At 72.5% G+C, this 21,373-nt stretch carries 15 protein-coding genes; 11 read left to right on the top strand and 4 right to left on the bottom strand.

Annotated features, from left to right (window positions below; translation table 11 throughout):
- Nucleotides 1-73: 73 nt before the first annotated feature.
- The gene (gene mutM / locus AB0E05_RS08795) at nucleotides 74-928 is read left to right on the top strand and encodes a bifunctional DNA-formamidopyrimidine glycosylase/DNA-(apurinic or apyrimidinic site) lyase (RefSeq protein WP_361960807.1); all 855 of its coding nucleotides are present in this window, start codon (nucleotides 74-76) and stop codon (nucleotides 926-928) included.
- A 69-nt stretch (nucleotides 929-997) separates the two neighbouring features.
- On the opposite strand, the gene AB0E05_RS08790 is transcribed toward mutM, so the two are convergent.
- Nucleotides 998-1,885 (bottom strand): CAP domain-containing protein, encoded by an 888-nt coding sequence (locus tag AB0E05_RS08790; RefSeq protein WP_361960805.1) that lies wholly within the window; start codon nucleotides 1,883-1,885, stop codon nucleotides 998-1,000.
- A gap of 213 nt (nucleotides 1,886-2,098) precedes the next feature.
- On the opposite strand from AB0E05_RS08790, the gene AB0E05_RS08785 reads away from it, so the two are divergent.
- From AB0E05_RS08785 to AB0E05_RS08770, 4 genes are all read left to right on the top strand, one after another.
- Entirely contained in the window at nucleotides 2,099-2,380 is a 282-nt protein-coding gene (locus AB0E05_RS08785; protein ID WP_361960803.1) for an acylphosphatase, read from the top strand.
- Nucleotides 2,381-2,762: 382 nt separating this feature from the next.
- Nucleotides 2,763-2,981, top strand: coding sequence for a hypothetical protein (locus tag AB0E05_RS08780; RefSeq protein ID WP_361538719.1), 219 nt, complete (start codon nucleotides 2,763-2,765; stop codon nucleotides 2,979-2,981).
- A 243-nt stretch (nucleotides 2,982-3,224) separates the two neighbouring features.
- Entirely contained in the window at nucleotides 3,225-6,809 is a 3,585-nt protein-coding gene (gene smc / locus AB0E05_RS08775) for a chromosome segregation protein SMC (RefSeq protein ID WP_361960800.1), read from the top strand.
- 169 nt (nucleotides 6,810-6,978) lie between these two features.
- Complete coding sequence (locus tag AB0E05_RS08770) at nucleotides 6,979-8,406, top strand: sugar porter family MFS transporter (RefSeq protein ID WP_361960798.1); 1,428 nt, start codon at nucleotides 6,979-6,981, stop codon at nucleotides 8,404-8,406.
- Between the two features lie 54 nt (nucleotides 8,407-8,460).
- Here AB0E05_RS08770 and AB0E05_RS08765 read toward each other — a convergent pair whose 3' ends face one another.
- The gene (locus tag AB0E05_RS08765; RefSeq protein WP_361960796.1) at nucleotides 8,461-9,429 is read right to left on the bottom strand and encodes an LLM class flavin-dependent oxidoreductase; all 969 of its coding nucleotides are present in this window, start codon (nucleotides 9,427-9,429) and stop codon (nucleotides 8,461-8,463) included.
- A 142-nt stretch (nucleotides 9,430-9,571) separates the two neighbouring features.
- On the bottom strand, nucleotides 9,572-10,834 hold the full coding sequence (locus tag AB0E05_RS08760; RefSeq protein ID WP_361960794.1) for a GNAT family N-acetyltransferase: 1,263 nt from the start codon (nucleotides 10,832-10,834) through the stop codon (nucleotides 9,572-9,574).
- Nucleotides 10,835-10,943: 109 nt separating this feature from the next.
- Between AB0E05_RS08760 and ftsY the strand changes: the two genes are divergently transcribed.
- Complete coding sequence (gene ftsY / locus AB0E05_RS08755; RefSeq protein ID WP_361960792.1) at nucleotides 10,944-12,158, top strand: signal recognition particle-docking protein FtsY; 1,215 nt, start codon at nucleotides 10,944-10,946, stop codon at nucleotides 12,156-12,158.
- 168 nt (nucleotides 12,159-12,326) lie between these two features.
- Here the strand turns inward: ftsY and AB0E05_RS08750 are convergent, their stop codons facing one another.
- Nucleotides 12,327-13,004 (bottom strand): bifunctional DNA primase/polymerase, encoded by a 678-nt coding sequence (locus AB0E05_RS08750; protein WP_361960790.1) that lies wholly within the window; start codon nucleotides 13,002-13,004, stop codon nucleotides 12,327-12,329.
- A 434-nt stretch (nucleotides 13,005-13,438) separates the two neighbouring features.
- Here AB0E05_RS08750 and AB0E05_RS08745 point away from each other — a divergent pair, with 434 nt between their 5' ends.
- The 5 genes from AB0E05_RS08745 to ffh all read left to right on the top strand — a co-directional run bounded on the left by AB0E05_RS08745 (nucleotide 13,439) and on the right by ffh (nucleotide 21,354).
- On the top strand, nucleotides 13,439-14,932 hold the full coding sequence (locus AB0E05_RS08745; protein WP_361960788.1) for a hypothetical protein: 1,494 nt from the start codon (nucleotides 13,439-13,441) through the stop codon (nucleotides 14,930-14,932).
- A 369-nt stretch (nucleotides 14,933-15,301) separates the two neighbouring features.
- Nucleotides 15,302-16,720: an ammonium transporter gene (locus tag AB0E05_RS08740; RefSeq protein ID WP_361960786.1), complete on the top strand. Its 1,419-nt coding sequence runs from the start codon at nucleotides 15,302-15,304 to the stop codon at nucleotides 16,718-16,720.
- The gene (locus tag AB0E05_RS08735) at nucleotides 16,717-17,055 is read left to right on the top strand and encodes a P-II family nitrogen regulator (RefSeq protein WP_361960784.1); all 339 of its coding nucleotides are present in this window, start codon (nucleotides 16,717-16,719) and stop codon (nucleotides 17,053-17,055) included. The genes AB0E05_RS08740 and AB0E05_RS08735 overlap by 4 nt, the downstream gene beginning before the upstream one ends.
- Nucleotides 17,056-17,124: 69 nt before the next feature.
- Nucleotides 17,125-19,677: a [protein-PII] uridylyltransferase gene (locus AB0E05_RS08730; protein WP_361960782.1), complete on the top strand. Its 2,553-nt coding sequence runs from the start codon at nucleotides 17,125-17,127 to the stop codon at nucleotides 19,675-19,677.
- A gap of 126 nt (nucleotides 19,678-19,803) precedes the next feature.
- On the top strand, nucleotides 19,804-21,354 hold the full coding sequence (gene ffh / locus AB0E05_RS08725) for a signal recognition particle protein (protein ID WP_361960780.1): 1,551 nt from the start codon (nucleotides 19,804-19,806) through the stop codon (nucleotides 21,352-21,354).
- Nucleotides 21,355-21,373: the final 19 nt, after the last annotated feature.

Below are 21,373 nucleotides of genomic sequence, written 5' to 3'. Positions count from 1 at the left end.
CGGGCGTTCCCGCCCGGGGGCGCCCTGCGCACCGGGACCCCCGGTGCGTCCGTGAAGCCTGTGAAGGAGGCCCGTGCCCGAGCTGCCCGAGGTCGAGGTCGTCCGCCGCGGACTCCAGCGATGGATCAGCGGCCGTACGATCGCCGAGGTGCGGGTGCTGCACCCGCGCGCCGTCCGACGCCATCCGGCCGGCGCCGAGGACTTCGCCGCCCGGTTGAACGGGCACAGCGTGGGCATCGTCCGCCGCCGGGGCAAGTACCTGTGGCTGCCGCTCGGCGCCACGGGCACCTCCGTCCTCGGCCACCTGGGGATGAGCGGCCAGCTGCTGGTCCAGCCCGAGGGCGCGGCCGACGAGCGGCACCTGCGCGTCAGGGTCCGCTTCGACGACACCATCGGCACCGAGCTGCGCTTCGTCGACCAGCGCACCTTCGGCGGCCTCTCGCTGCACGAGAACACCCCCGACGGCATCCCGGACGTCATCGCGCACATCGCCCGCGACCCGCTCGACCCCGCCTTCGACGACGCGGCGTTCATCACGGCGCTGCGCCTGCGCCGCACCACGGTCAAGCGGGCGCTGCTGGACCAGACGCTGATCAGCGGGGTCGGCAACATCTACGCGGACGAGGCGCTGTGGCGCGCCAGGGTGCACTACGAGCGCCCGACGGCCTCGCTCACCCGCCCTCGCGCCGCCGAACTGCTCCAGCACGCGCGGGACGTGATGAACGCGGCCCTCGCGGAGGGCGGGACCAGCTTCGACAGCCTGTACGTGAACGTCAACGGCGAATCGGGGTACTTCGACCGGTCGTTGGACGCGTACGGCCGGGAGGACGAGCCGTGCCGCCGGTGCGGCACGCCGATCCGCCGCCGCCCGTGGACGAACCGCTCCAGCTACTTCTGCCCGCGCTGCCAGCGCCCGCCGAAGGCGTGAGCCCGCGCCGGGCGGGCGCCCGGCGTTGTGACGCGCGGGCACCCGTGCACCCGGCTGTGACGCAGGGGATCAGAAGCCGAAGTTCTGGGTCCACCAGGGGCCGCCGTCGCCCAGGTGCACCCCGACGCCGAGGGTCTTGTAGTCGCAGTTGAGGATGTTCGCGCGGTGTCCGTCGCTGTTCATCCAGGACTCCATCACCGCGGCGGCGTCCCCCTGACCGCGGGCGATGTTCTCCGCGGCGAGGTTCTTCACCCCGGCCTGGTCGGCGCGGTCCCACGGGGTGTCCCCGTCGGGGTCGGTGTGGCTGAAGAACCCGCGCTTGGCCATGTCGCTGCTGAAGTTCCCGGCGAGCTTGGCGAGGGCGGCGTCGTACTGCACCGGGCTACAGCCCACCTTGGCGCGCTCCTGGTTCACCAGCGCCAGGACCTCCGACTCCAGCTTCGTCTCGGAGGTGTTCGCCGCGCGCTGCTGCGGCGTGGCGGAGCTCTGGGGGGAGGAGGACGCGGTGGACGGCGCGCTGTGCTGCGGCGCGGTCGTCTTCTTCTCCGTGGCCCCTGTCGACCCTGCGGCCCCCGCGGTCCTCTCGGGCGTCCGGGGCGGGGTGGACTTCGGGGCCGCGGCCTCCGGGGCCTTGGTGCCGGCCTTCGCGGACGGCTTGCCCGAGGGCGAGCCGCTCGGCGAGGTCGACGGCAGGTGCGGGGCGGTGGGACCCGCGGCGGGCGGCTGAGTGGTGGGACTGGCGCCCGAGTCGCCCTGGGTCTGCAACGTCGCAGGGCCCCCGCCCGTACGGATCGGCCCGCCCGGGGACTCTTCCCCGCCGACGGTCAGCACGTCACCGCCGGGCAGCAAACCGGATGCAACCGCAACGGCGCCCATGGCCACGGCGGCCGATGCACCGAGCAGGCCGGTGCGTACGGGGCGGCCCCTGCGCTTGGCCGGGCTTCGGTGACGTCCCATCTGGCTGTGCCTTCCTCGTGCCCAATTCCGACGGTCGTGCGCACAAGGGGCCGTCGTCCCGCCCCCTGGCCGAACAGAACGCTTACCGGTCGCCATGCAGGCAAAACCGATAGCTGCTCACCCGAACGGGTGACGTCCATTGCGAGGGGACTGTACGCCATGGGTCGAGGGACGGAAGTGTTTCGTGAGCAATCCGACGACTACCGTGCAGCCATGAGTGATGCAGCACGCCTCACCGCCTGGGTACGCGGTCGAGTACAGGGAGTGGGATTTCGCTGGTTCACCAGGGCAAATGCTTTGGAGATCGGGGGGCTCACGGGATTCGCCGTCAATCTCGACGACGGCCGGGTGCAGGTCGTGGCGGAGGGGCCGCGTGAGAATTGCCACCGATTGTTGGAGTGGCTGCGCTCCGACGACACACCCGGACGTGTCGAGGGAGTCACTGAGATCTGGGACACGCCGCGCGGCGGTTACGACGGATTCGCGATCCGCTGAGCCGGGGCACCCGAACGGAGGTGCGGCAGAGCCGTCGCGGGCACCTGCCGGAGGCAGAAACGACCTGGTGGTTGCCAAGAAAGACGTCTCGTGCCAGGCTGCGGCCGTAAGGATGATCTCCACGCCCCAGGGGCCCGGAGCACAGGCCCCGCCGCGGCGTCCGCGGCCGTGCGCCGCCCGGCTCGCCCCCTCCTACGGGGTGTGATCGTGTTGACCGTCAAACTTTTTGGTGAGACTCTGGAAGCCCCGCGCACCTTAGCTGTTTGGCAGTAGGAATCGCAGTGAGATCGCAAGCACCACAGCACTGTCGAGCACCGCGGGTGCGAATCCCTCACGACCCACACCGCATCGGTCGGTCACTCAGTGTGGAGGACCATCCATCATGGCAAAGGCGCTTCTCGGTTACGTCGGCGGTACCGACCCGCGACTCCTCGCCGAGATGCGACGGCTCCAGCAGCGCGTCCAGGACCTCGAATCCGAGCTCGTACGGATCCAGTCCGAGAACGACGCGCTGAACGCTGCCGTCGCCCAGCACCCCCGAGAGTCGCTGCTTGACGGCATCGACATCGACGTACCCCAGGCGGAGCCCGCGCTCACCTGAGCACGGATCTGCCGGAGATCCATCGCACCAAGATATGCAAGGGACGCCTCGGCGTCCCTTCTTTCTTTCCTGCTCTGCCTCTTATGCCCAAGGGGCATGGGGGGATCTCGACCACTCGAACCACTCGAATGCGCGATCTCACCCCTCATGACAGATGTGCCCTGCACCTTGAACGGTGAAACCGCACATGACCACCGGCCGTCGTGAAGGCAACGAGCGACCCGAAAGGTAGAGTCCGGCTGCGTGCACCTCAAGGCCCTGACCCTGCGCGGGTTCAAATCCTTCGCCTCCGCCACCACCCTGCGGTTCGAACCGGGCATCACCTGTGTGGTGGGTCCCAACGGCTCCGGCAAGTCCAACGTGGTCGACGCGCTGTCCTGGGTCATGGGCGAGCAGGGGGCCAAGTCGCTGCGCGGCGGGAAGATGGAGGACGTCATCTTCGCCGGCACCACGGGCCGCCCGCCGCTGGGCCGCGCCGAGGTGTCCCTGACCATCGACAACTCCGACGGCGCGCTCCCCATCGACTACGCCGAGGTCACCATCACGCGGATCATGTTCCGCAACGGCGGCAGCGAGTACCAGCTCAACGGTGACACCTGCCGGCTCCTCGACATCCAGGAACTGCTCTCGGACTCCGGCATCGGCCGGGAGATGCACGTCATCGTGGGACAGGGCCAGCTCGACTCCGTCCTGCACGCCGACCCGATGGGGCGCCGCGCCTTCATCGAGGAGGCCGCCGGGGTCCTCAAGCACCGCAAGCGCAAGGAGAAGGCGCTGCGGAAGCTGGACGCGATGCAGGCCAACCTGGCCCGCGTCCAGGACCTCACCGACGAACTGCGCCGCCAGCTCAAGCCCCTCGGTCGACAGGCGGCCGTCGCCCGCCGCGCGGCCGTCATCCAGGCCGACCTGCGCGACGCCCGGCTGCGCCTGCTCGCCGACGACCTCGTACGCCTCCAGGATGCGCTGCGCACCGAGATCGCCGACGAAGCCGCCCTCAAGGAGCGCAAGGACGGCGCCGAACGGGAGCTGAAGGCCGCCCTCGCCCGCGAGGCCGAACTGGAGGACGAGGTGCGGCGGCTCGCACCGCGCCTGGAGCGGGCCCAGCAGACCTGGTACGAACTCTCCCGGCTCGCCGAGCGCGTCCGCGGCACGATCTCGCTGGCCGACGCCCGGGTCAAGAGCGCCACCGACCGACCCACCGAGGAGCGCCGCGGACGCGACCCGGAGGACATGGAGCGCGAGGCGGCCCGCATCCGCGAGCAGGAGGCGGAGCTGGAGGCCGCGCTGGAGGCGGCCGAGCGCGCCCTGGAGGACACCGTCGCCCACCGCGCCGAACTGGAGCGCCAGCTCACCGCCGAGGAGCGCCGCCTCAAGGACGTCGCCCGGGCCATCGCCGACCGCCGCGAAGGGCTGGCCCGGCTCGGCGGTCAGGTCACCGCGGCCCGCGGCCGGGCCGCCTCCGCCCGGGCCGAGATCGAACGGCTGACCTCCGCGCGCGACGAGGCCAAGGAGCGCGCCGTCGCCGCCCAGGAGGAGTACGAACTGCTCCAGGCCGAGGTCGACGGCCTGGACGCGGACGACACCGACCTCGCCGAACGCCATGACACCGCCCGCCGTGAACTCGCCGACGCGGAGCGCGCGCTGGCCGCCGCCCGGGACGCGCTCACCGCGGCCGAGCGGGAGCGCGCCGCCGTCTCCGCCCGCCGCGACGCCCTCGCCCTGGGCCTGCGCCGCAAGGACGGCACCGGTGCGCTGCTGGCCGCGAAGGAACGGCTGACCGGCCTGCTCGGCCCGGCGTCCGAACTGCTGACCGTCACTCCCGGCTACGAGGTCCCCGTCGCCGCCGCCCTGGGCGCCGCGGCGGACGCCGTCGCCGTCACCAACACCGCGACCGCGGCCGAAGCCCTGCGGCTGCTGCGCAAGTCGGACGCGGGACGCGCCTCGATACTGCTCGGCGGCGCCCCCGAAGACGTACCGCACGCAGGCGGGCCCCCGGACCGGGGCGCCGCCTCCCGCCATCCGCACGTCGTCGACCTGGTCCGCGGACCGGACGAGCTGATGCCCACCGTACGCCGCCTGGTGGGCGACACCGTGGTGGTCGGAACGCTGGAGGAGGCGGAGGACCTGGTCCACGCCCGGCCCTGGCTGACCGCCGTGACCGCCGAGGGCGATCTGCTCGGCGCGCACTTCGCGCAGGGAGGCTCGGCCGGTGCGCCCAGCCTGCTGGAGGTGCAGGCGTCCGTCGACGAGGCGGCGGCCGAGCTGACCGTGCTGGACGGACGCTGCGAGGAACTGTCCGCGGCCCAACGCCGGGCAGCGGACCACCGGGCCGAGTGCGCAGCCCTCGTCGAGGAACTGGGGGAGCGGCGCCGCGCCGCCGACCGGGAGAAGTCCGCCGTCTCCGGCCGGCTCGGCCGGCTCTCCGGGCAGGCGCGCGCCGCCGCCGGGGAGGCCGAGCGCACGGACGCAGCCGTCTCCCGCGCCCAGGAGGCGTGGGAGCGCGCCCGCGAGGAGGCCGAGGAACTGGCCGAACGGCTGGTCGCGGCCCAGGAGAGCGCCCCGCAGGGACCGGAGGCGGACGAGCCCGACACCCATGTGCGCGACCGGCTCGCCGCCGACGGCGCGAACGCCCGGCAGACCGAGATGGAGGCCCGCCTCCAGGTCCGCACCCACGAGGAGCGGGTCAAGGCGCTCGCCGGCCGGGCCGACTCCCTCGACAGGGGAGCGCGCGCCGAACGCGAGGCGCGGGCCCGGGCCGAACGGCGCCGCGCCCGACTGCGGCACGAGGCCGAGGTCGCCGCCGCGGTCGCGACCGGCGCCCGCACGCTGCTGGCGCACGTGGAGGTGTCGCTCGTACGGGCCGAAGCCGAGCGCACCGCCGCCGAAGCCGCGAAGGCGGAACGGGAACGGGAACTCGGCGCGGCCCGCTCCCGGGGCCGCGACCTCAAGTCCGACCTCGACAAGCTCACCGACTCCGTCCACCGCGGCGAGGTCCTCGGCGCCGAGAAGCGGCTGCGCATCGAGCAGTTGGAGAACCGGGCCCTGGAAGAGCTGGGGGTGGAACCGGCGGGCCTGGTCGCCGAGTACGGCCCCGACCAGCCCGTACCCCCCTCGCCGCCGGCCGAGGGCGAGGAACTGCCCGAAGACCCCGAGCACCCCCGCAACCAGCCGACGCGTTTCGTCCGGGCCGAACAGGAAAAGCGCCTGAAAGCGGCCGAACGGGCGTATCAGCAACTCGGAAAGGTGAATCCGCTCGCCCTGGAGGAGTTCGCGGCCCTGGAGGAACGCCACAAGTTCCTCTCCGAGCAGCTGGAGGACCTGAAGAAGACCAGGACCGACCTGCTGAGGGTGGTGAAGGAGGTGGACGAACGCGTGGAGCAGGTGTTCACGGAGGCGTACCGCGACACGGCCCGTGAGTTCGAAGGCGTCTTCTCCCGGCTCTTCCCGGGCGGAGAGGGGCGGCTGATCCTCACCGACCCCGACAACATGCTCACCACGGGCGTGGACGTGGAGGCCCGGCCCCCGGGCAAGAAGGTCAAGCGGCTCTCCCTGCTCTCCGGCGGCGAGCGCTCGCTGACCGCGGTGGCGATGCTGGTGTCCATCTTCAAGGCGCGCCCCAGCCCCTTCTACGTGATGGACGAGGTCGAGGCGGCGCTCGACGACACCAACCTCCAGCGGCTGATCAGGATCATGCAGGAGCTCCAGGAGTCCTCGCAGCTGATCGTGATCACCCACCAGAAGCGCACGATGGAGGTCGCCGACGCGCTGTACGGCGTCTCCATGCAGGGGGACGGGGTCTCCAAGGTCATCAGCCAGCGGCTGCGCTGACCGGTCCGCCGTCGGTCGTCCGCCGGCGCGCACACGCCTCCTTCGTCGCCGACGGGAACGCCGTCCCGTAGGCAGCAGCCCAAGTGGTGCGCCGCCGCGAGGTGTGCGCCACTTGAAACACTTCTCCGGAAGGAGCCGCACTCCTCCGGAGCCGGCCACAGGAGACGACGTGACCAGCAGCGCGCAGCCACCGCCCCCTTCCGGGGCACCTCCGGCCCACGCCCATGCCGAACACCTCGGGCACGTCGTCTTCATCACCGCGTCCGCGGCGATGGGCGGCTTCCTCTTCGGCTACGACAGCTCGGTCATCAACGGCGCCGTCGAGGCGATCCGCGATCGGTACGACATCGGCTCGGCCGAACTCGCCCAGGTCATCGCGATCGCGCTGATCGGCTGTGCCATCGGCGCCGCCACCGCGGGCCGCATCGCCGACCGCATCGGCCGGATCGCCTGCATGCGGATCGCCTCCGTCCTCTTCGCTGCCAGCGCCGTCGGCTCCGCCCTGCCCTTCGCGCTGTGGGACCTCGCGATGTGGCGCGTCATCGGCGGCTTCGCCATCGGCATGGCCTCGGTGATCGGGCCCGCGTACATCGCGGAGGTCTCGCCGCCGGCGTACCGCGGACGGCTGGCCTCCTTCCAACAGGCGGCCATCGTGATCGGCATCGCCATCTCCCAGTTGGTGAACTTCGGCATCCTGCAGATCGCCGACGGCGAGCAGCGCGGGAAGATCGGCGGCCTGGAGGCGTGGCAGTGGATGCTGGGCGTGATGGTCCTTCCCGCGCTGCTGTACGGGCTGCTCTCCTTCGCCATCCCCGAGTCGCCCCGCTACCTGCTGTCGGTGGGCAAGGTCGAGCGGGCGAGGAAGGTCCTCACGGAGGTCGAGGGCGAACACATCGACCTCGACGCCCGGGTGGCCGAGATCGAACACGCGATGCGCCGGGAGCACAAGTCGACCTTCAAGGACCTGCTCGGCGGGCGCTTCGGCTTCCTGACCATCGTCTGGGTCGGCATCGGGCTCTCGGTCTTCCAACAGCTCGTCGGCATCAACGTGGCCTTCTACTACTCCACGACGCTGTGGCAGTCCGTCGGCATCGACCCCACCGGCTCCTTCTTCTACTCCTTCACCACCTCGATCGTGAACATCATCGGCACCGTGATCGCGATGGTCTTCGTCGACCGCATCGGCCGCAAACCGCTCGCCCTCATCGGCTCCACCGGCATGGCGCTTGCCCTGGCCCTGGAGGCGTGGGCGTTCTCCGAGCCGTTGGTCAACGGCAAGCTGCCCGATCTGGAAGGCACGGTGGCGCTGGTCGCGGCGCACGTCTTCGTGCTCTTCTTCGCCCTGTCCTGGGGCGTGGTGGTGTGGGTGCTCCTCGGCGAGATGTTCCCCAACAAGATCCGTGCGGCGGGGCTCGGCGTCGCGGCCTCGGCCCAGTGGCTCGCCAACTGGGCCATCACCGCGAGCTTCCCCAGCCTCTCGGAGTGGAACCTCTCGGCCACGTACATCATCTACGCCTGCTTCGCGGTGCTCTCCATCCCCTTCGTGGTCTTCTGCGTGAAGGAGACCAAGGGCAAACCGCTGGAAGAGATGGGCTGACCGGTCGCGGGGCCACCGGGCCCGGCGAGCGGCCGCCGCCGCCGTCGTCGGTGGTCAGCCGCGCTGGGGGAGCACCTTCTCGCACAGCAGCCGCAGTGAGCGCCAGCCCTCCTCCGGCGGCATGCCGCCGCACAGCGGGTGCAGTACGAGCACGTCGAGATTGAGTGCGGCGCACTCCTCGGGCGTCACCACCCGGTACACCCCCTCGGCGCGCAACTCCGCCACCGTCGACGCCCGGGCGTGCACGGCGGAGCGGATGTCCGCGTTCTGCCAGGAGGAGTACGTCCGGGCCTCGTGCAGGAAGTGCTCGCCGTACTCCGCCCACGTGCGGTCCGGATCCTCCGACACGTGCAGCAGCGGGGTCCGGGGACCGGGCATCGTCATCCAGCCCTCGGTGCCGTGCCGGGCGCACTCCTCGGCGTAGTACGCGGCGAGTTCGGGCAGATGGGCGCTGGGGGAGAAGGGCAGCCCCAGCCGGGCCGCCCGCCGCGCCGCCGCCCGGGACGAGCCACCGACGAACAACGGCGGATGGGGCCGGCTGTACGGACGAGGGGTCACCCGCACGGTCCGCCCCCGGTAGCGGAACGGCTCCCCGGTCCATGCGGCCAGCAGCGTCTCCAACAGCTCGTCCTGGAGCCGTCCGCGCCGGTCCCAGTCCACACCGAGCTGTTCGTACTCCGCGCGGCGGTAGCCGATGCCGGCGACGGTGACCAGTCGCCCCCGGCCGACGAGGTCCAGCACGGCGATGTCCTCGGCCAGGCGCAGCGGGTCGTACAACGGACCCAGCAGCGCGCAGACGGTCACCGCGATCCGCCGCGTCGCCCCGAGGACCGCCCCGGCGAACGGGATCGGCGAGGGGATCCAGTGGTTCTCCGCGCCGTGGTGCTCCTCGGTCTGGACCGAGTCGACGCCGTGCTCGTCGGCGTAGACCGCCATGTCCACGGCCGTGCGGTAGCGGTCGGCGAGTTCGTCGGGCGTCGCCCCGGGAGCGACGAGGTTGAAGCGGACCGTGGTGACGGCCATGGGAACGACTCCTTGGGCTGGACGTGCGCCCGCACGGTAGCTGACACAGCGTCAGATGGGAATGCGGGGCCGTCCCACAACGGACACGACCGACGCCTCCCCGCTCCGCTCCACCCTCGCGGGCCCCTTGTGGCGACGCCGTCTAGAACTCGTCCGTCGTGTGCGGCAGCAGTGCCGTGCGCGACGTCGCGCCCAGCCGGTCCGCCGCACCCGGAGTGTGCTCCGTGACCAGCCCGGCCCGAACCAGCTCCGCCGGGTCGTGACCGCCCAGATAGCAAGCGGCCAGCTCCCGTACGTCCAACGTCAGGTCGGGCGCCTCCTCGGTGCGCGCCACGTGCGCCGTGAGTCCCGCCCCATCGACCTGCCGCCCCTGCTCCGGCCCGGGCTCGACGGTCAGCCGGTAGCGCCCGGCGTTCGCCTCGACGCCCGCATCGGTCACCTCCAGCACCAGGTCCACCGGCGCGGACCAGGTGCGCCCGGTCAGCGCGCCCGGCACGTCCACCAGGCGCAGCCACAGCGCCGGGAACTCCTGGCTGACCTCCACCTGGTCCCGGTCGCCGGCGAAGCGCAGCAGCGGGTCGTCCAACGGCCGCCCCCACGCCTTGACCCGGTTCACCAGGTCGACCGAGGCCACGTACCGCCACAGCGCCGCCGCGACCGCCGGCGACTCCGCCTCCAGCTCCCGGACGTGCAGGGTCCCCCGCCCCTCGTCGTCGCTCTGGGTGCGATAGAAGACGTAGCCGGCGGGCGGGGCGCCCGGGTCGCCGATCGTCACGACCCGCGGCGCGCTCAGGTCGTCGTCGTCCTCGTCCTCCTCGCGCAGGACGTGGGTGCGCCACCAGAAGTCGTCACGGGAGACCCGGCCCGCCCGCTCCTCCCGCGCCCTGCGGTGCAGCGCGCCGATCACCCCGGGCGCCTCGTCCGCGTCCACCAGCCGCAGCGGGCGCTCGTCGGGTGCGATGCGCAGGTCCAACGGGTGGTCGGCGTCGATCACGAAGCTGTACGACCGGGTCGCCGGGTCGAAGCCGAAGCGGCCGTAGATCCCCGCCTCCGACACCCACAGCGCCGCGAGCGGCTGCCCCGCGGCGGCGCACCGGCGCCACAGCTCCGCGACCATCCCGCTGAGCACCCCGCGGCGGCGGTGCGTCGGCGCCACCGAGACGAACGTCACGCCGGCGCACGCCAGCTCCCCACCCGGCACCGACAACTGCATCCGGTGCGCCGCCAGCAGCCCGACGAGCTGGTCCCCCTCGTACCCGCCGATCAGATCGCAGCGCTCCAGGATCTCCCGGTGCATCTTGCGTAGTTCGCCCTCGGCTCCCTTGTCCAGGAAGGCGAGGTAGTGCAGATCCAGAGCGCGGTCCAGATGCGCCGCCGGAATGGTCCGAAACTCCAAGACGGTCATGACCGGGACGCTAACCCGGCCTCCTCGGGCCCGTCATCCAGGTTTCCCGCCGTCCCCGCGGGGCGTGGCCGACCGGTCCGGGGCGGACGTGACCGATACTGGGACCGTTATGGAAATCCTGATCCTTGCCGTAGTCATCGCACTGGTCGCGGTCGCGGCGGTCAGCGGGCTCGTGGTCAGTGGCCGCAAGAAGAAGCAGCTGCCGCCGACCGCCCCGCCGAGCGCCCCGACCATCACCGCTCCGCCCGCCGAACCCCACGTCGGCGACGAGGCCGAGACCCCGCGGGACGAGCCGCGCCGCACCATCGAGGAGGTCGACCTCCCGTCCGCGGACACCTCCGCCGGTACGGAGGTCGTCACCGAGGCGCCCGTCGAAGCCGCACCCGAGATCGAGATCCCGGAGCCCACCGCCGGCCGCCTGGTCCGGCTGCGCGCCCGGCTCGCCCGTTCACAGAACACGCTCGGCAAGGGGCTGCTCACCCTGCTGTCCCGTGAGCGCCTCGACGAGGACACCTGGGAGGAGATCGAGGAGACCCTGCTCACCGCCGACGTCGGTGTCGCCCCCACCCAGGAGCTGGTGGAGCGGCTGCGCGAGCGGGTGAAGGTCCTGGGCACCCGGACCCCTGAGGACCTGCGCACCCTGCTCCGCGAGGAGCTGCTGACGCTCCTCGGCACCGACTTCGACCGCGAGGTCAAGACCGAGAGCGGCACGGACACCCCCGGCGTCGTGATGGTCGTCGGCGTCAACGGCACCGGCAAGACCACCACCACCGGCAAGCTCGCCCGCGTCCTGGTCGCGGACGGCCGCTCGGTCGTCCTCGGCGCCGCGGACACCTTCCGCGCCGCCGCCGCCGACCAGCTCCAGACCTGGGGCGAGCGGGTCGGCGCTCGTACCGTACGCGGCCCGGAGGGCGGCGACCCGGCGTCGATCGCCTTCGACGCCGTCAAGGAGGGCATCGCCGAGGGCGCCGACGTGGTCCTCATCGACACCGCGGGCCGACTGCACACCAAGACCGGCCTCATGGACGAGCTCGGCAAGGTCAAGCGCGTCGTCGAGAAGCACGGCCCGCTGGACGAGGTGCTGCTGGTCCTCGACGCCACCACCGGTCAGAACGGGCTGGTCCAGGCGCGCGTCTTCGCGGAGGTCGTCGACATCACCGGCATCGTGCTGACGAAGCTGGACGGCACCGCCAAGGGCGGCATCGTCATCGCCGTACAGCGCGAGCTGGGCGTACCGGTGAAGCTCGTCGGGCTGGGTGAGGGGGCGGACGACCTCGCGCCCTTCGAGCCGGAGGCGTTCGTCGACGCGCTCATCGGCGACTGAGCACGCGGACGGAACGCAACACCGAGACACAGCGCAGCACATCGAACGACACACTGTGGAGTTGTGAAGAGGGGCCCGGCGCGCGGGGGGTGACGCGCCGGGCCCCTTTCGGCTGCTCGGACCCGGTGATCGAATCCGGCGTCACGATCGAGCATGCCCCACGAACCGCTAGGCGACCGACCGATGGCAGATGTACGCCAGAGTTCCGAGCAGGAGCCGGGCCTCGGGCGGTGCCGCCGCGGTGTCCAGCGAAGGGGGTCGCAGCCAGCGGGCCGGCCCGAGCCCCGCGTGGTCCGACGGCGGGGCGGTGATGTGGTCGCCGGGCCCCAGGCAGTGCAGGTCGAGGTCGGCGTCGTCCCAGCCCATCCGGTACAGGAGTTCGGGCAGGGCCGCCGCGGCGCCGGGGGCGACGAAGAACTGACAGCGCCCGTCCGGAGTCGCCGAGACCGGGCCGAGCGGCAGCCCCATCCGCTCCATCCGCACCAGGGCGCGCCGGCCGGCGGGGGCGGCCACGTCGAGGACGTCGAAGGCGCGCCCCACGGGTAACAGCAGTGCGGCGCCCGGTAGCTGCGACCACACCGCGGCGACCTCGTCCAGCGTCGCGCCGGCGAGGACCTCGGGGGCGAAGGGCAGCGGATGCGCCCCGGGTGTCGTGCACGTCGCGACGCCGCAGGAGCACGCGCCGGACGCCGCCCGTGCTCCGGGCACCACCGCCCAGCCCCACAGCCCCGTGTACTCGGCCGCCGCCGTCACTGTGCACTCCGCCGTCCTGCTGCGGCGTCGAGAGCCGGCCCGGGCGGACCGGATGTCCCGGATCCCCCGGCTGCCGCCGATCGTGAAGCCCATGCCCCCTCCAACGGGTCGTGCTCGCCGGTGGTTACGACCCGAAGTCTCCTCGTGACGCAGCGTCGCAGCCGGTGGTGGTCCGGGGGCTTGCCGAGGCGCGAGGGGGAGTGTGGGCGGCGACACGCGCCTGTGCGCACCCCGTTCCGCCGTCTCCTGATCGTCGTGTGTCAAGTGAATCGCGCCTGGCGGCGGGGGAGTTCATTCAAAGGGGTGGCGAATGGTGGCGTTTCTGGATTCTGGCTCGCGCGGCGGTGATCGTAGGATTACTTTCGGTGTGCGGACCCTGGAGTCGTGTGCACCGTTGGGTATGCCGGAGGCAGGTCGCTCTCCCGTGCGGTCCCGTGTGGCGGTGTTCCCACCTCCGTAGGGACGGCCCGGACTCACGGCATCCTGGTCAGGGATCGTGCTTCGGTTTCACGGATGGGGGCCTACCAGTGGACGGCAGCGGAGCCGGTGCGAAGGCCGGTACCGGCAAGCGCCCGAACGAACGGCTGGGTTCCTGGTTCGTACGCAGCGGTTGGTCCAAGGGCGAGCTGGCCCGCCAGGTCAACCGCAGGGCCCGGCAGCTCGGCGCCCACCACATCAGCACCGACACCTCCCGGGTGCGCCGCTGGCTCGACGGCGAGCAGCCGCGCGAGCCGATCCCGCGCATCCTGTCCGAGCTGTTCTCCGAGCGCTTCGGCTCCGTCGTCGCCATCGAGGACCTGGGGCTGCGCACCGCCCACCAGTCGCCGTCCACCTCCGGCGTCGACCTGCCCTGGGCCGGGCCCCAGACGGTCTCCCTGCTCAGCGAGTTCTCCCGCAGCGATCTGATGCTGGCGCGGCGCGGCTTCCTCGGCACCTCGCTCGGGCTCGCCGCCGGCCCCGCCCTCATCGAGCCGATGCAGCGCTGGCTCGTCCCCACCCCGGGCGCCGACCAGCCGCCGCGCGGGGCCGCTTCCGCTGCCGGGGTCGGCGCGGGACAGCGCCCGGGCGGTCTCTCCGCGCCGGAGCTGGAGCTGCTGGAGTCCACCACGGTGATGTTCCGCCAGTGGGACGCGCAGTGCGGCGGGGGGCTGCGGCGCAAGGCCGTCGTCGGCCAGCTCCACGAGGTCACCGACCTCCTCCAGGAGTCCCACCCCGAGCCCACCGCGAAGCGGCTGTTCAACTGCGCCGCAGAGCTCGCCGAGCTGGCCGGCTGGATGAGCTACGACGTGGGCCTCCAGCCCACCGCCCAGAAGTACTTCGTCCTCGCCCTGCACGCGGCCAAGGAGTCCGGCGACAAGCCCCTGGGCTCGTTCGTCCTCTCCTCCATGAGCCGTCAGATGATCCACCTGGGACGGCCCGACGACGCCCTCGAACTGATCCACCTCGCCCAGTACGGCAGCCGGGACTGCGCCACCGCGCGCACCCAGGCCATGCTGTACGCGATGGAGGCCCGCGCCTACGCCAACATGGGCCAGCCCAGCAAGTGCAAGCGGGCGGTACGGATGGCGGAGGACACCTTCGACGACGCCGACCAGGACGGCGGTCCCGAGCCGGACTGGATCCGCTTCTTCTCCGAGGCCGAGCTGAACGCCGAGAACGCGCACTCGTACCGCGACCTCGCCTATGTGGCCGGCCGCAGCCCCACGTACGCCTCGCTCGCGGAGCCGGCGATGAAGCGCGCCGTCGAGCTCTTCGAGCACGACGCGGTCCACCAGCGGTCGTACGCGCTGAACCTCATCGGCATGGCCACCGTCCACCTGCTGAAGCAGGAGCCCGAGCAGGCCACCGCGCTGGCCTCGCGCGCCCTCGACGTGGCCCGCAAGGTCCGCTCCGAGCGGGTCAACAACCGGCTGCGCAAGACCGTCGACACCGCCGCCCGCGACTACGGCGACGTGGCCGAGGTGGTCGACCTCACCGACAAGCTCACCGCCCAGCTGCCCGAGGCCGCGCAAGCCGTCTGACGGCGCCCGACCCCGGCCGCGACGCTCACCCCGAACCGCCCGACTCGGCTCCCCCGTGCCAAGTCAACCCGGGTGAACGCCGCGGCCGGTCCCATTCGTCGTGGCCCGTGGCCCGTGGCCCGTGGCCCGTGGCCCGTGTCCGTGCCGGGCCCGGCACGGACACGGCTCGTTCATGGCCGCGTAACACACCCGACCTCTTCGTCACTGGCCCGAAACACCGTGCGGCATCGTCCGAAACCGCGCTGCGTCAACCTCGTGCCCCATGACCGGCCCGCTGGGGCCCGGTACCCACCGGCCCCACCGGAGCCCGCGGAGCCCCGCTCCGCAGGACCGCCCGCACGCGGCCGTACCGACGACGAGGAGACGCCCATGCCCCCAGGCATCTCGACGCTAGCCGCGCAGACCCCGACACTTTCCGCCGCCAACACCGGCTTCATGCTCATCTGCTCCGCGCTGGTGATGCTGATGACGCCCGGCCTCGCCTTCTTCTACGGAGGCATGGTCCGGGTCAAGTCCACCCTCAACATGCTGATGATGAGCTTCATCAGCCTCGGCATCGTCACGGTGCTGTGGGTGCTCTACGGATTCAGCCTGGCCTTCGGCACGGACTCCGGCTCCCTGATCGGATGGTCGTCCGACTACGTCGGACTCAGCGGACTGGGCCTGACCGAACTCTGGGACGGCTACACCATCCCGGTCTACGTCTTCGCCGTCTTCCAACTGATGTTCGCGGTCCTGACCCCCGCCCTGATCAGCGGTGCGCTCGCCGACCGCGTCAAGTTCTCCGCCTGGGCCCTCTTCGTCGCCCTGTGGGCCACCGTCGTGTACTTCCCCGTGGCCCACTGGGTCTGGGGCTCCGGCGGCTGGCTCTTCGAGATGGGCGTCATCGACTTCGCCGGCGGCACCGCCGTCCACATCAACGCCGGCGCCGCGGCCCTCGGCGTCATCCTCGTCATCGGCAAGCGCGTCGGCTTCAAGAAGGACCCGATGCGGCCCCACAGCCTGCCGCTGGTGATGCTCGGCGCCGGGCTGCTCTGGTTCGGCTGGTTCGGCTTCAACGCCGGGTCCTGGCTCGGCAACGACGACGGCGTCGGGGCCGTGATGTTCCTGAACACCCAGGTCGCCACGGCCGCCGCCATGCTCGCCTGGCTGGCGTACGAGAAGGTCCGGCACGGCGCCTGCACCACCCTCGGCGCCGCATCGGGCGCGGTCGCCGGCCTCGTCGCCATCACCCCCGCCGGTGGCTCCTGCTCCCCGCTCGGCGCCATCGCCATCGGAGCGATCGCCGGCGTCCTGTGCGCCATGGCCGTCGGACTGAAGTTCAAGCTCGGCTACGACGACTCCCTCGACGTCATCGGCGTCCACCTCGTCGGCGGCGTCGCGGGCTCCCTCCTGGTCGGCTTCTTCGCCACCGGAGGCGTCCAGTCCGACGCCAAGGGGCTCTTCTACGGCGGCGGCTTCGAACAGCTCGGCAAGCAGACCGTCGGCGTCGTCGCGGTCCTCGCCTACTCGCTGATCGTCTCGGCGGCCCTCGCCTTCGTCCTCGACAAGACCATCGGCATGCGGGTGGACGAGGACGTGGAGGTCTCCGGCATCGACCAGCAGGAGCACGCGGAGACCGCGTACGACTTCAGCGGCGCGGGCGGCGGCACGCACACCCGCAAGACGACACCCGTGTCCACGGAGGGGCGCCTGGCCGCGGAGCGCTTGGATGCGGACCGTACGGAAACAGGCCGCACGGACCCGGACCGCACCGAAGCCGGTCGCAACAAGAAGGTGGACGCATGAAGCTCATCACCGCCGTCGTGAAGCCGCACCGGCTCGACGAGATCAAGGAGGCCCTCCAGTCGTTCGGCGTGCACGGCCTGACCGTCACCGAGGCCAGCGGCTACGGCCGCCAGCGCGGGCACACCGAGGTCTACCGGGGCGCCGAGTACACCGTCGACCTGGTGCCCAAGGTCCGCATCGACGTCCTGGTCGAGGACGACGACGCCGAACAGCTCATCGAAGTCGTCGTCAAGGCGGCCCGCACCGGCAAGATCGGTGACGGGAAGGTCTGGAGCGTCCCGGTCGACACGGTGGTGCGGGTGCGCACCGGCGAACGCGGCCCGGACGCCCTGTAGGACCCGGGGCCGTCGGGCCGGCAGACCGGTTCGGGCGCCCGAACCGGGCGAGCGAGGAGGTACGAGGTCGTGCAGAGTCCAGGAACACCCACGACGGGCACCGACGGCCAAGGCCGCACCGGCCCCGCCGACTCCCCGGCCCGCCCCGAGGGCTACGCCGCGGCCCGGCTGCGGCTGCTCACCGGCACCGACCCGCTGGGCCCGCCGCGCCGCGCCGCCCTCGCCGGCCTGACCGACCAGTGGCTGGCCGAACTGTTCGGCGCGGCGTGCCGCGCCACCGGCGTCGGCCGTGCGGCCCTGGTCGCCGTCGGCGGCTACGGCCGCGGCGAACTCTCCCCGCGCAGCGACCTCGACCTGCTGCTCCTGCACGACGGCAACGCGGGCGCCGGCGCCGTCGCCACCCTCGCCGACCGGATCTGGTACCCCGTCTGGGACCTGGGCATCGCGCTCGACCACTCCGTGCGCACCCCCGGCGAAGCCCGCACCACCGCCACCGACGACCTCAAGGTCCACCTCGGCCTGCTCGACGCCCGCCCCGTCGCCGGAGACCTCGGACTCGTCGCCTCCCTGCGCACGGCCGCACTCGCCGACTGGCGCAACCGGGCCGCCAAGCGCCTCCCCGAACTCGACGAGCTGTGCCGCGAGCGGGCCGTGCGCCAGGGCGACCTCCGCTTCCTGCTGGAACCCGACCTCAAGGAGGCCCGCGGCGGGCTGCGCGACGCCACCGCCCTGCGCGCGGTCGCCGCCTCCTGGCTGGCCGACGCCCCCCGCGCCGGCCTCGCCGAAGCCCGCCGCGTCCTCCTCGACACCCGCGACGCCCTCCACCTGACCACCGGCCGCGCCACGGACCGCCTCGCCCTCCAGGAGCAGGACCAGGTCGCCACCGAACTGGACCTCTTCGACGCCGACGCCCTGCTGCGCCGGGTGTACGAGGCGGCCGGCACGATCGCGTACGCCGCGGACGTCACGTGGCGCGAGGTGCACCGCGTGCTGCGGGCCCGGGCCGTACGTCCCCGGCTGCGCACCCTGCTCACCGGCGGCGCCCGCCGGCCCGACCCCGAGCGCACCCCGCTCGCCGACGGCGTCGTCGAACAGGACGGCGAGGTTGTGCTCGCCCGCAGCGCACGGCCCGAGAAGGACCCCGTCCTACCGCTGCGCGCCGCGTCCGCCGCCGCCCAGTGCGGGCTGCCGCTCTCCCCGCACGCGGTGCGCAGACTCGCCGCCGCGCCCCCGCTGCCGGTGCCCTGGCCCGCCGAGGCCCGGGAGGAGTTCGTGACCCTCCTGGGGGCGGGGGAGCCGACCGTCGCCGTCTGGGAGGCGCTGGAGGCCGAAGGGCTGATCAGCCGGCTGCTGCCGGACTGGGAGCGGGTGCGCTGCCGCCCCCAGCGCAATGCCGTGCACGTCTGGACCGTCGACCGCCACCTGGTGCAGACCGCGGTGCGGGCCGCCGCGCTGACCCGGCGCGTGGGCCGCCCCGACCTGCTGCTCGTCGCCGCGCTGCTGCACGACATCGGCAAGGGCTGGCCCGGGGACCACTCCGTCGCCGGCGAGACCATCGCCCGGGACGTGGTCGCCCGCATGGGATTCGATCGGGCCGATGCGGCCGTGGTCGCCGCGCTCGTACGCCACCACCTGCTGCTCGTACGGACCGCCACCCGGCGCGATCTGGACGACCCGGCGACCGTGCGCGCGGTCGCGAACGCCGTACGGACCACGGGAACCTTGGAGTTGCTGCACGCGTTGAGCGAGGCGGACGCCCTCGCCACCGGCCCCGCCGCCTGGTCCACGTGGCGCGCCTCCCTCGTGGCCGATCTGACCGCACGGGTGGGCGCGGCCCTGGAGGGTGCGCCCGTGGAGCCCTCGCGGCCCCCGGTCCCGGGCGCGGAGCAGGAGCGCCTGGCGATCGAGGCCCTGCGCACCGGCGGCCCGGTCCTCGCCCTGCACGCCCCGCAACAGCCGCGTGAGGGGAACGAAGACGATCACGCCGGCGGGGCCAGCGGGGACGGTGCGGTCGAGCCCGTCGGGGTGGAGCTGGTCGTCGCCGTGCCCGACCGGCCCGGGGTGCTGCCCGCCGTCGCCGGCGTGCTCGCCCTCCACCGGCTCACCGTCCGCGCCGCCGATCTGCGCGCGGTCGAGCTGCCCGGTGCGGTGGGGCCGGGCCCGGTCCTCGTGCTGAACTGGCGCGTGGCCGTGGCGTACGGCTCCCTGCCGCAGGCCGCCCGGCTGCGGGCCGACCTCGTACGGGCCCTGGACGGCACCCTCGACATCCGGGCGAAGCTGGCCGAGCGCGACGCGGCCCACCCGCGGCGGCGCGGGGTCCGGCCGCCGCCGCCGAAGGTCACCGTCGCCCCCGCCGCCTCCCGCCGTGCCACCGTGATCGAGGTGCGCGCCCCGGACGCCCCCGGACTGCTGCACCGCATCGGCCATGCCTTGGAGGACGCGGGCGTACGGGTCAGGAGCGCGCGCGTGAGCACGCTGGGCGCCAACGCCGTGGACGCGTTCTACGTCACCGCGGCCGACGGGGCGCCGCTGCCGGAGCCCACGGCCGCGGCGCTCGCCCTGAGCCTCCAGACCTCCCTGGAGGCCGCTCTGGACACCTCCCCGGAGAGCGCCGGGAGGTGATCGGGACGGCCCGCGCGAAGCCCCGCGCGGACCTTCGGGAGCCCGGAGCGGCACGGATGTCCGCGCGGCCGGATACCCTGGAGGGCGATTTCCCCTTGCCCCCGACTCTGAGGACCGAAGAGCGCCGTGTTCGATACTCTCTCCGACCGCTTGGCGAACACCTTCAAGACCTTGCGGGGCAAGGGTCGTCTCAGCGAGGCGGACATCGACGGCGCGGCCCGCGAGATCCGCATCGCGCTGCTGGAGGCGGACGTCGCCCTCCCGGTCGTGCGGGCGTTCATCGCCAGCGTCAAGGAGCGGGCGCGCGGTGCCGAGGTCTCCAAGGCGCTGAACCCGTCCCAGCAGGTCATCAAGATCGTCAACGAGGAACTGATCAAGATCCTCGGCGGCGAGACCCGCCGGCTGCGGTTCGCCAAGCAGCCCCCGACCGTGATCATGCTCGCCGGCCTCCAGGGCGCCGGTAAGACCACCCTCGCGGGCAAGCTGGGCCGCTGGCTCAAGGCCCAGGGCCACTCCCCGCTGCTGGTCGCCTGTGACCTCCAGCGTCCGAACGCGGTCAACCAGCTCTCCGTCGTCGCCGAGCGCGCCGGCGTGGCCGTGTACGCCCCCCAGCCGGGCAACGGCGTGGGCGACCCCGTCCAGGTGGCCAAGGACTCGATCGAGCACGCCCGGGCGAAGCAGTACGACGTGGTCGTGGTCGACACCGCCGGCCGCCTCGGCATCGACCAGGAGCTGATGCAGCAGGCCGCGGACATCCGCGACGCGGTCTCGCCGGACGAGATCCTCTTCGTCGTCGACGCCATGATCGGTCAGGACGCGGTCAACACCGCCGAGGCGTTCCGCGACGGCGTCGGCTTCGACGGCGTGGTGCTGTCCAAGCTGGACGGCGACGCCCGCGGTGGTGCCGCCCTCTCCATCGCCCATGTCACCGGCCGCCAGATCATGTTCGCCTCCAACGGCGAGAAGCTGGACGACTTCGACGCGTTCCACCCGGACCGCATGGCGTCCCGCATCCTCGGCATGGGCGACGTGCTCTCGCTGATCGAGAAGGCCGAGCAGACCTTCAGCCAGGAAGAGGCCGCCAAGATGGCCTCCAAGCTGGCGAGCAGCAAGGGCAAGGACTTCACCCTGGACGACTTCCTGGCCCAGATGGAGCAGGTCAGGAAGATGGGCTCGATCTCCAAGCTGCTGGGGATGCTGCCCGGCATGGCCCAGATGAAGGACCAGATCAACAGCATCGACGAGCGGGACGTGGACCGTACCGCCGCGATCATCAAGTCGATGACGCCCGCCGAGCGCGCCGAGCCGACGATCATCAACGGCTCGCGCCGGGCCCGTATCGCCCGTGGTTCGGGCGTCGAGGTCAGCGCGGTGAAGAGCCTGGTGGAGCGGTTCTTCGAGGCGCGGAAGATGATGTCGCGCATGGCGCAGGGCGGCGGGATGCCCGGCATGCCCGGCATCCCGGGCATGGGCGGCGGCCCGGGCCGGCAGAAGAAGCAGCAGAAGCAGGCCAAGGGCAAGCGCCGCAGCGGCAATCCGATGAAGCGCAAGGCCGACGAGCAGGCCGCGGCCGAGCGCCGCGAGCAGGCCGCGCAGGGCGGCGCTTTCGGGCTCCCCGCCGATGCGCAGGCCCAGGACTTCGAGCTCCCGGACGAGTTCAAGAAGTTCATGCGCTGAGGCGCGCCGGCCCCGGGCC

It is taken from the genome of Streptomyces sp. NPDC048057 (genome assembly GCF_040653095.1).
GTDB lineage: Bacteria > Actinomycetota > Actinomycetes > Streptomycetales > Streptomycetaceae > Streptomyces.
Note: the sequence above shows the minus strand (reverse complement) of the source record. Positions and strands in the feature narration are given on the sequence as shown.

Bases quoted from the DNA above. Each gene is read 5' to 3' on its own strand.
- AB0E05_RS08790 (WP_361960805.1), bottom strand. From the start codon at position 1,885: ATGGGACGTCACCGAAGCCCGGCCAAGCGCAGGGGCCGCCCCGTACGC.
- AB0E05_RS08785 (WP_361960803.1), top strand. From the start codon at position 2,099: ATGAGTGATGCAGCACGCCTCACCGCCTGGGTACGCGGTCGAGTACAG.
- AB0E05_RS08780 (WP_361538719.1), top strand. From the start codon at position 2,763: ATGGCAAAGGCGCTTCTCGGTTACGTCGGCGGTACCGACCCGCGACTC.
- AB0E05_RS08765 (WP_361960796.1), bottom strand. From the start codon at position 9,429: ATGGCCGTCACCACGGTCCGCTTCAACCTCGTCGCTCCCGGGGCGACG.
- AB0E05_RS08760 (WP_361960794.1), bottom strand. From the start codon at position 10,834: ATGACCGTCTTGGAGTTTCGGACCATTCCGGCGGCGCATCTGGACCGC.
- ftsY (WP_361960792.1), top strand. From the start codon at position 10,944: ATGGAAATCCTGATCCTTGCCGTAGTCATCGCACTGGTCGCGGTCGCG.
- AB0E05_RS08750 (WP_361960790.1), bottom strand. From the start codon at position 13,004: ATGGGCTTCACGATCGGCGGCAGCCGGGGGATCCGGGACATCCGGTCC.
- AB0E05_RS08740 (WP_361960786.1), top strand. From the start codon at position 15,302: ATGCCCCCAGGCATCTCGACGCTAGCCGCGCAGACCCCGACACTTTCC.
- AB0E05_RS08735 (WP_361960784.1), top strand. From the start codon at position 16,717: ATGAAGCTCATCACCGCCGTCGTGAAGCCGCACCGGCTCGACGAGATC.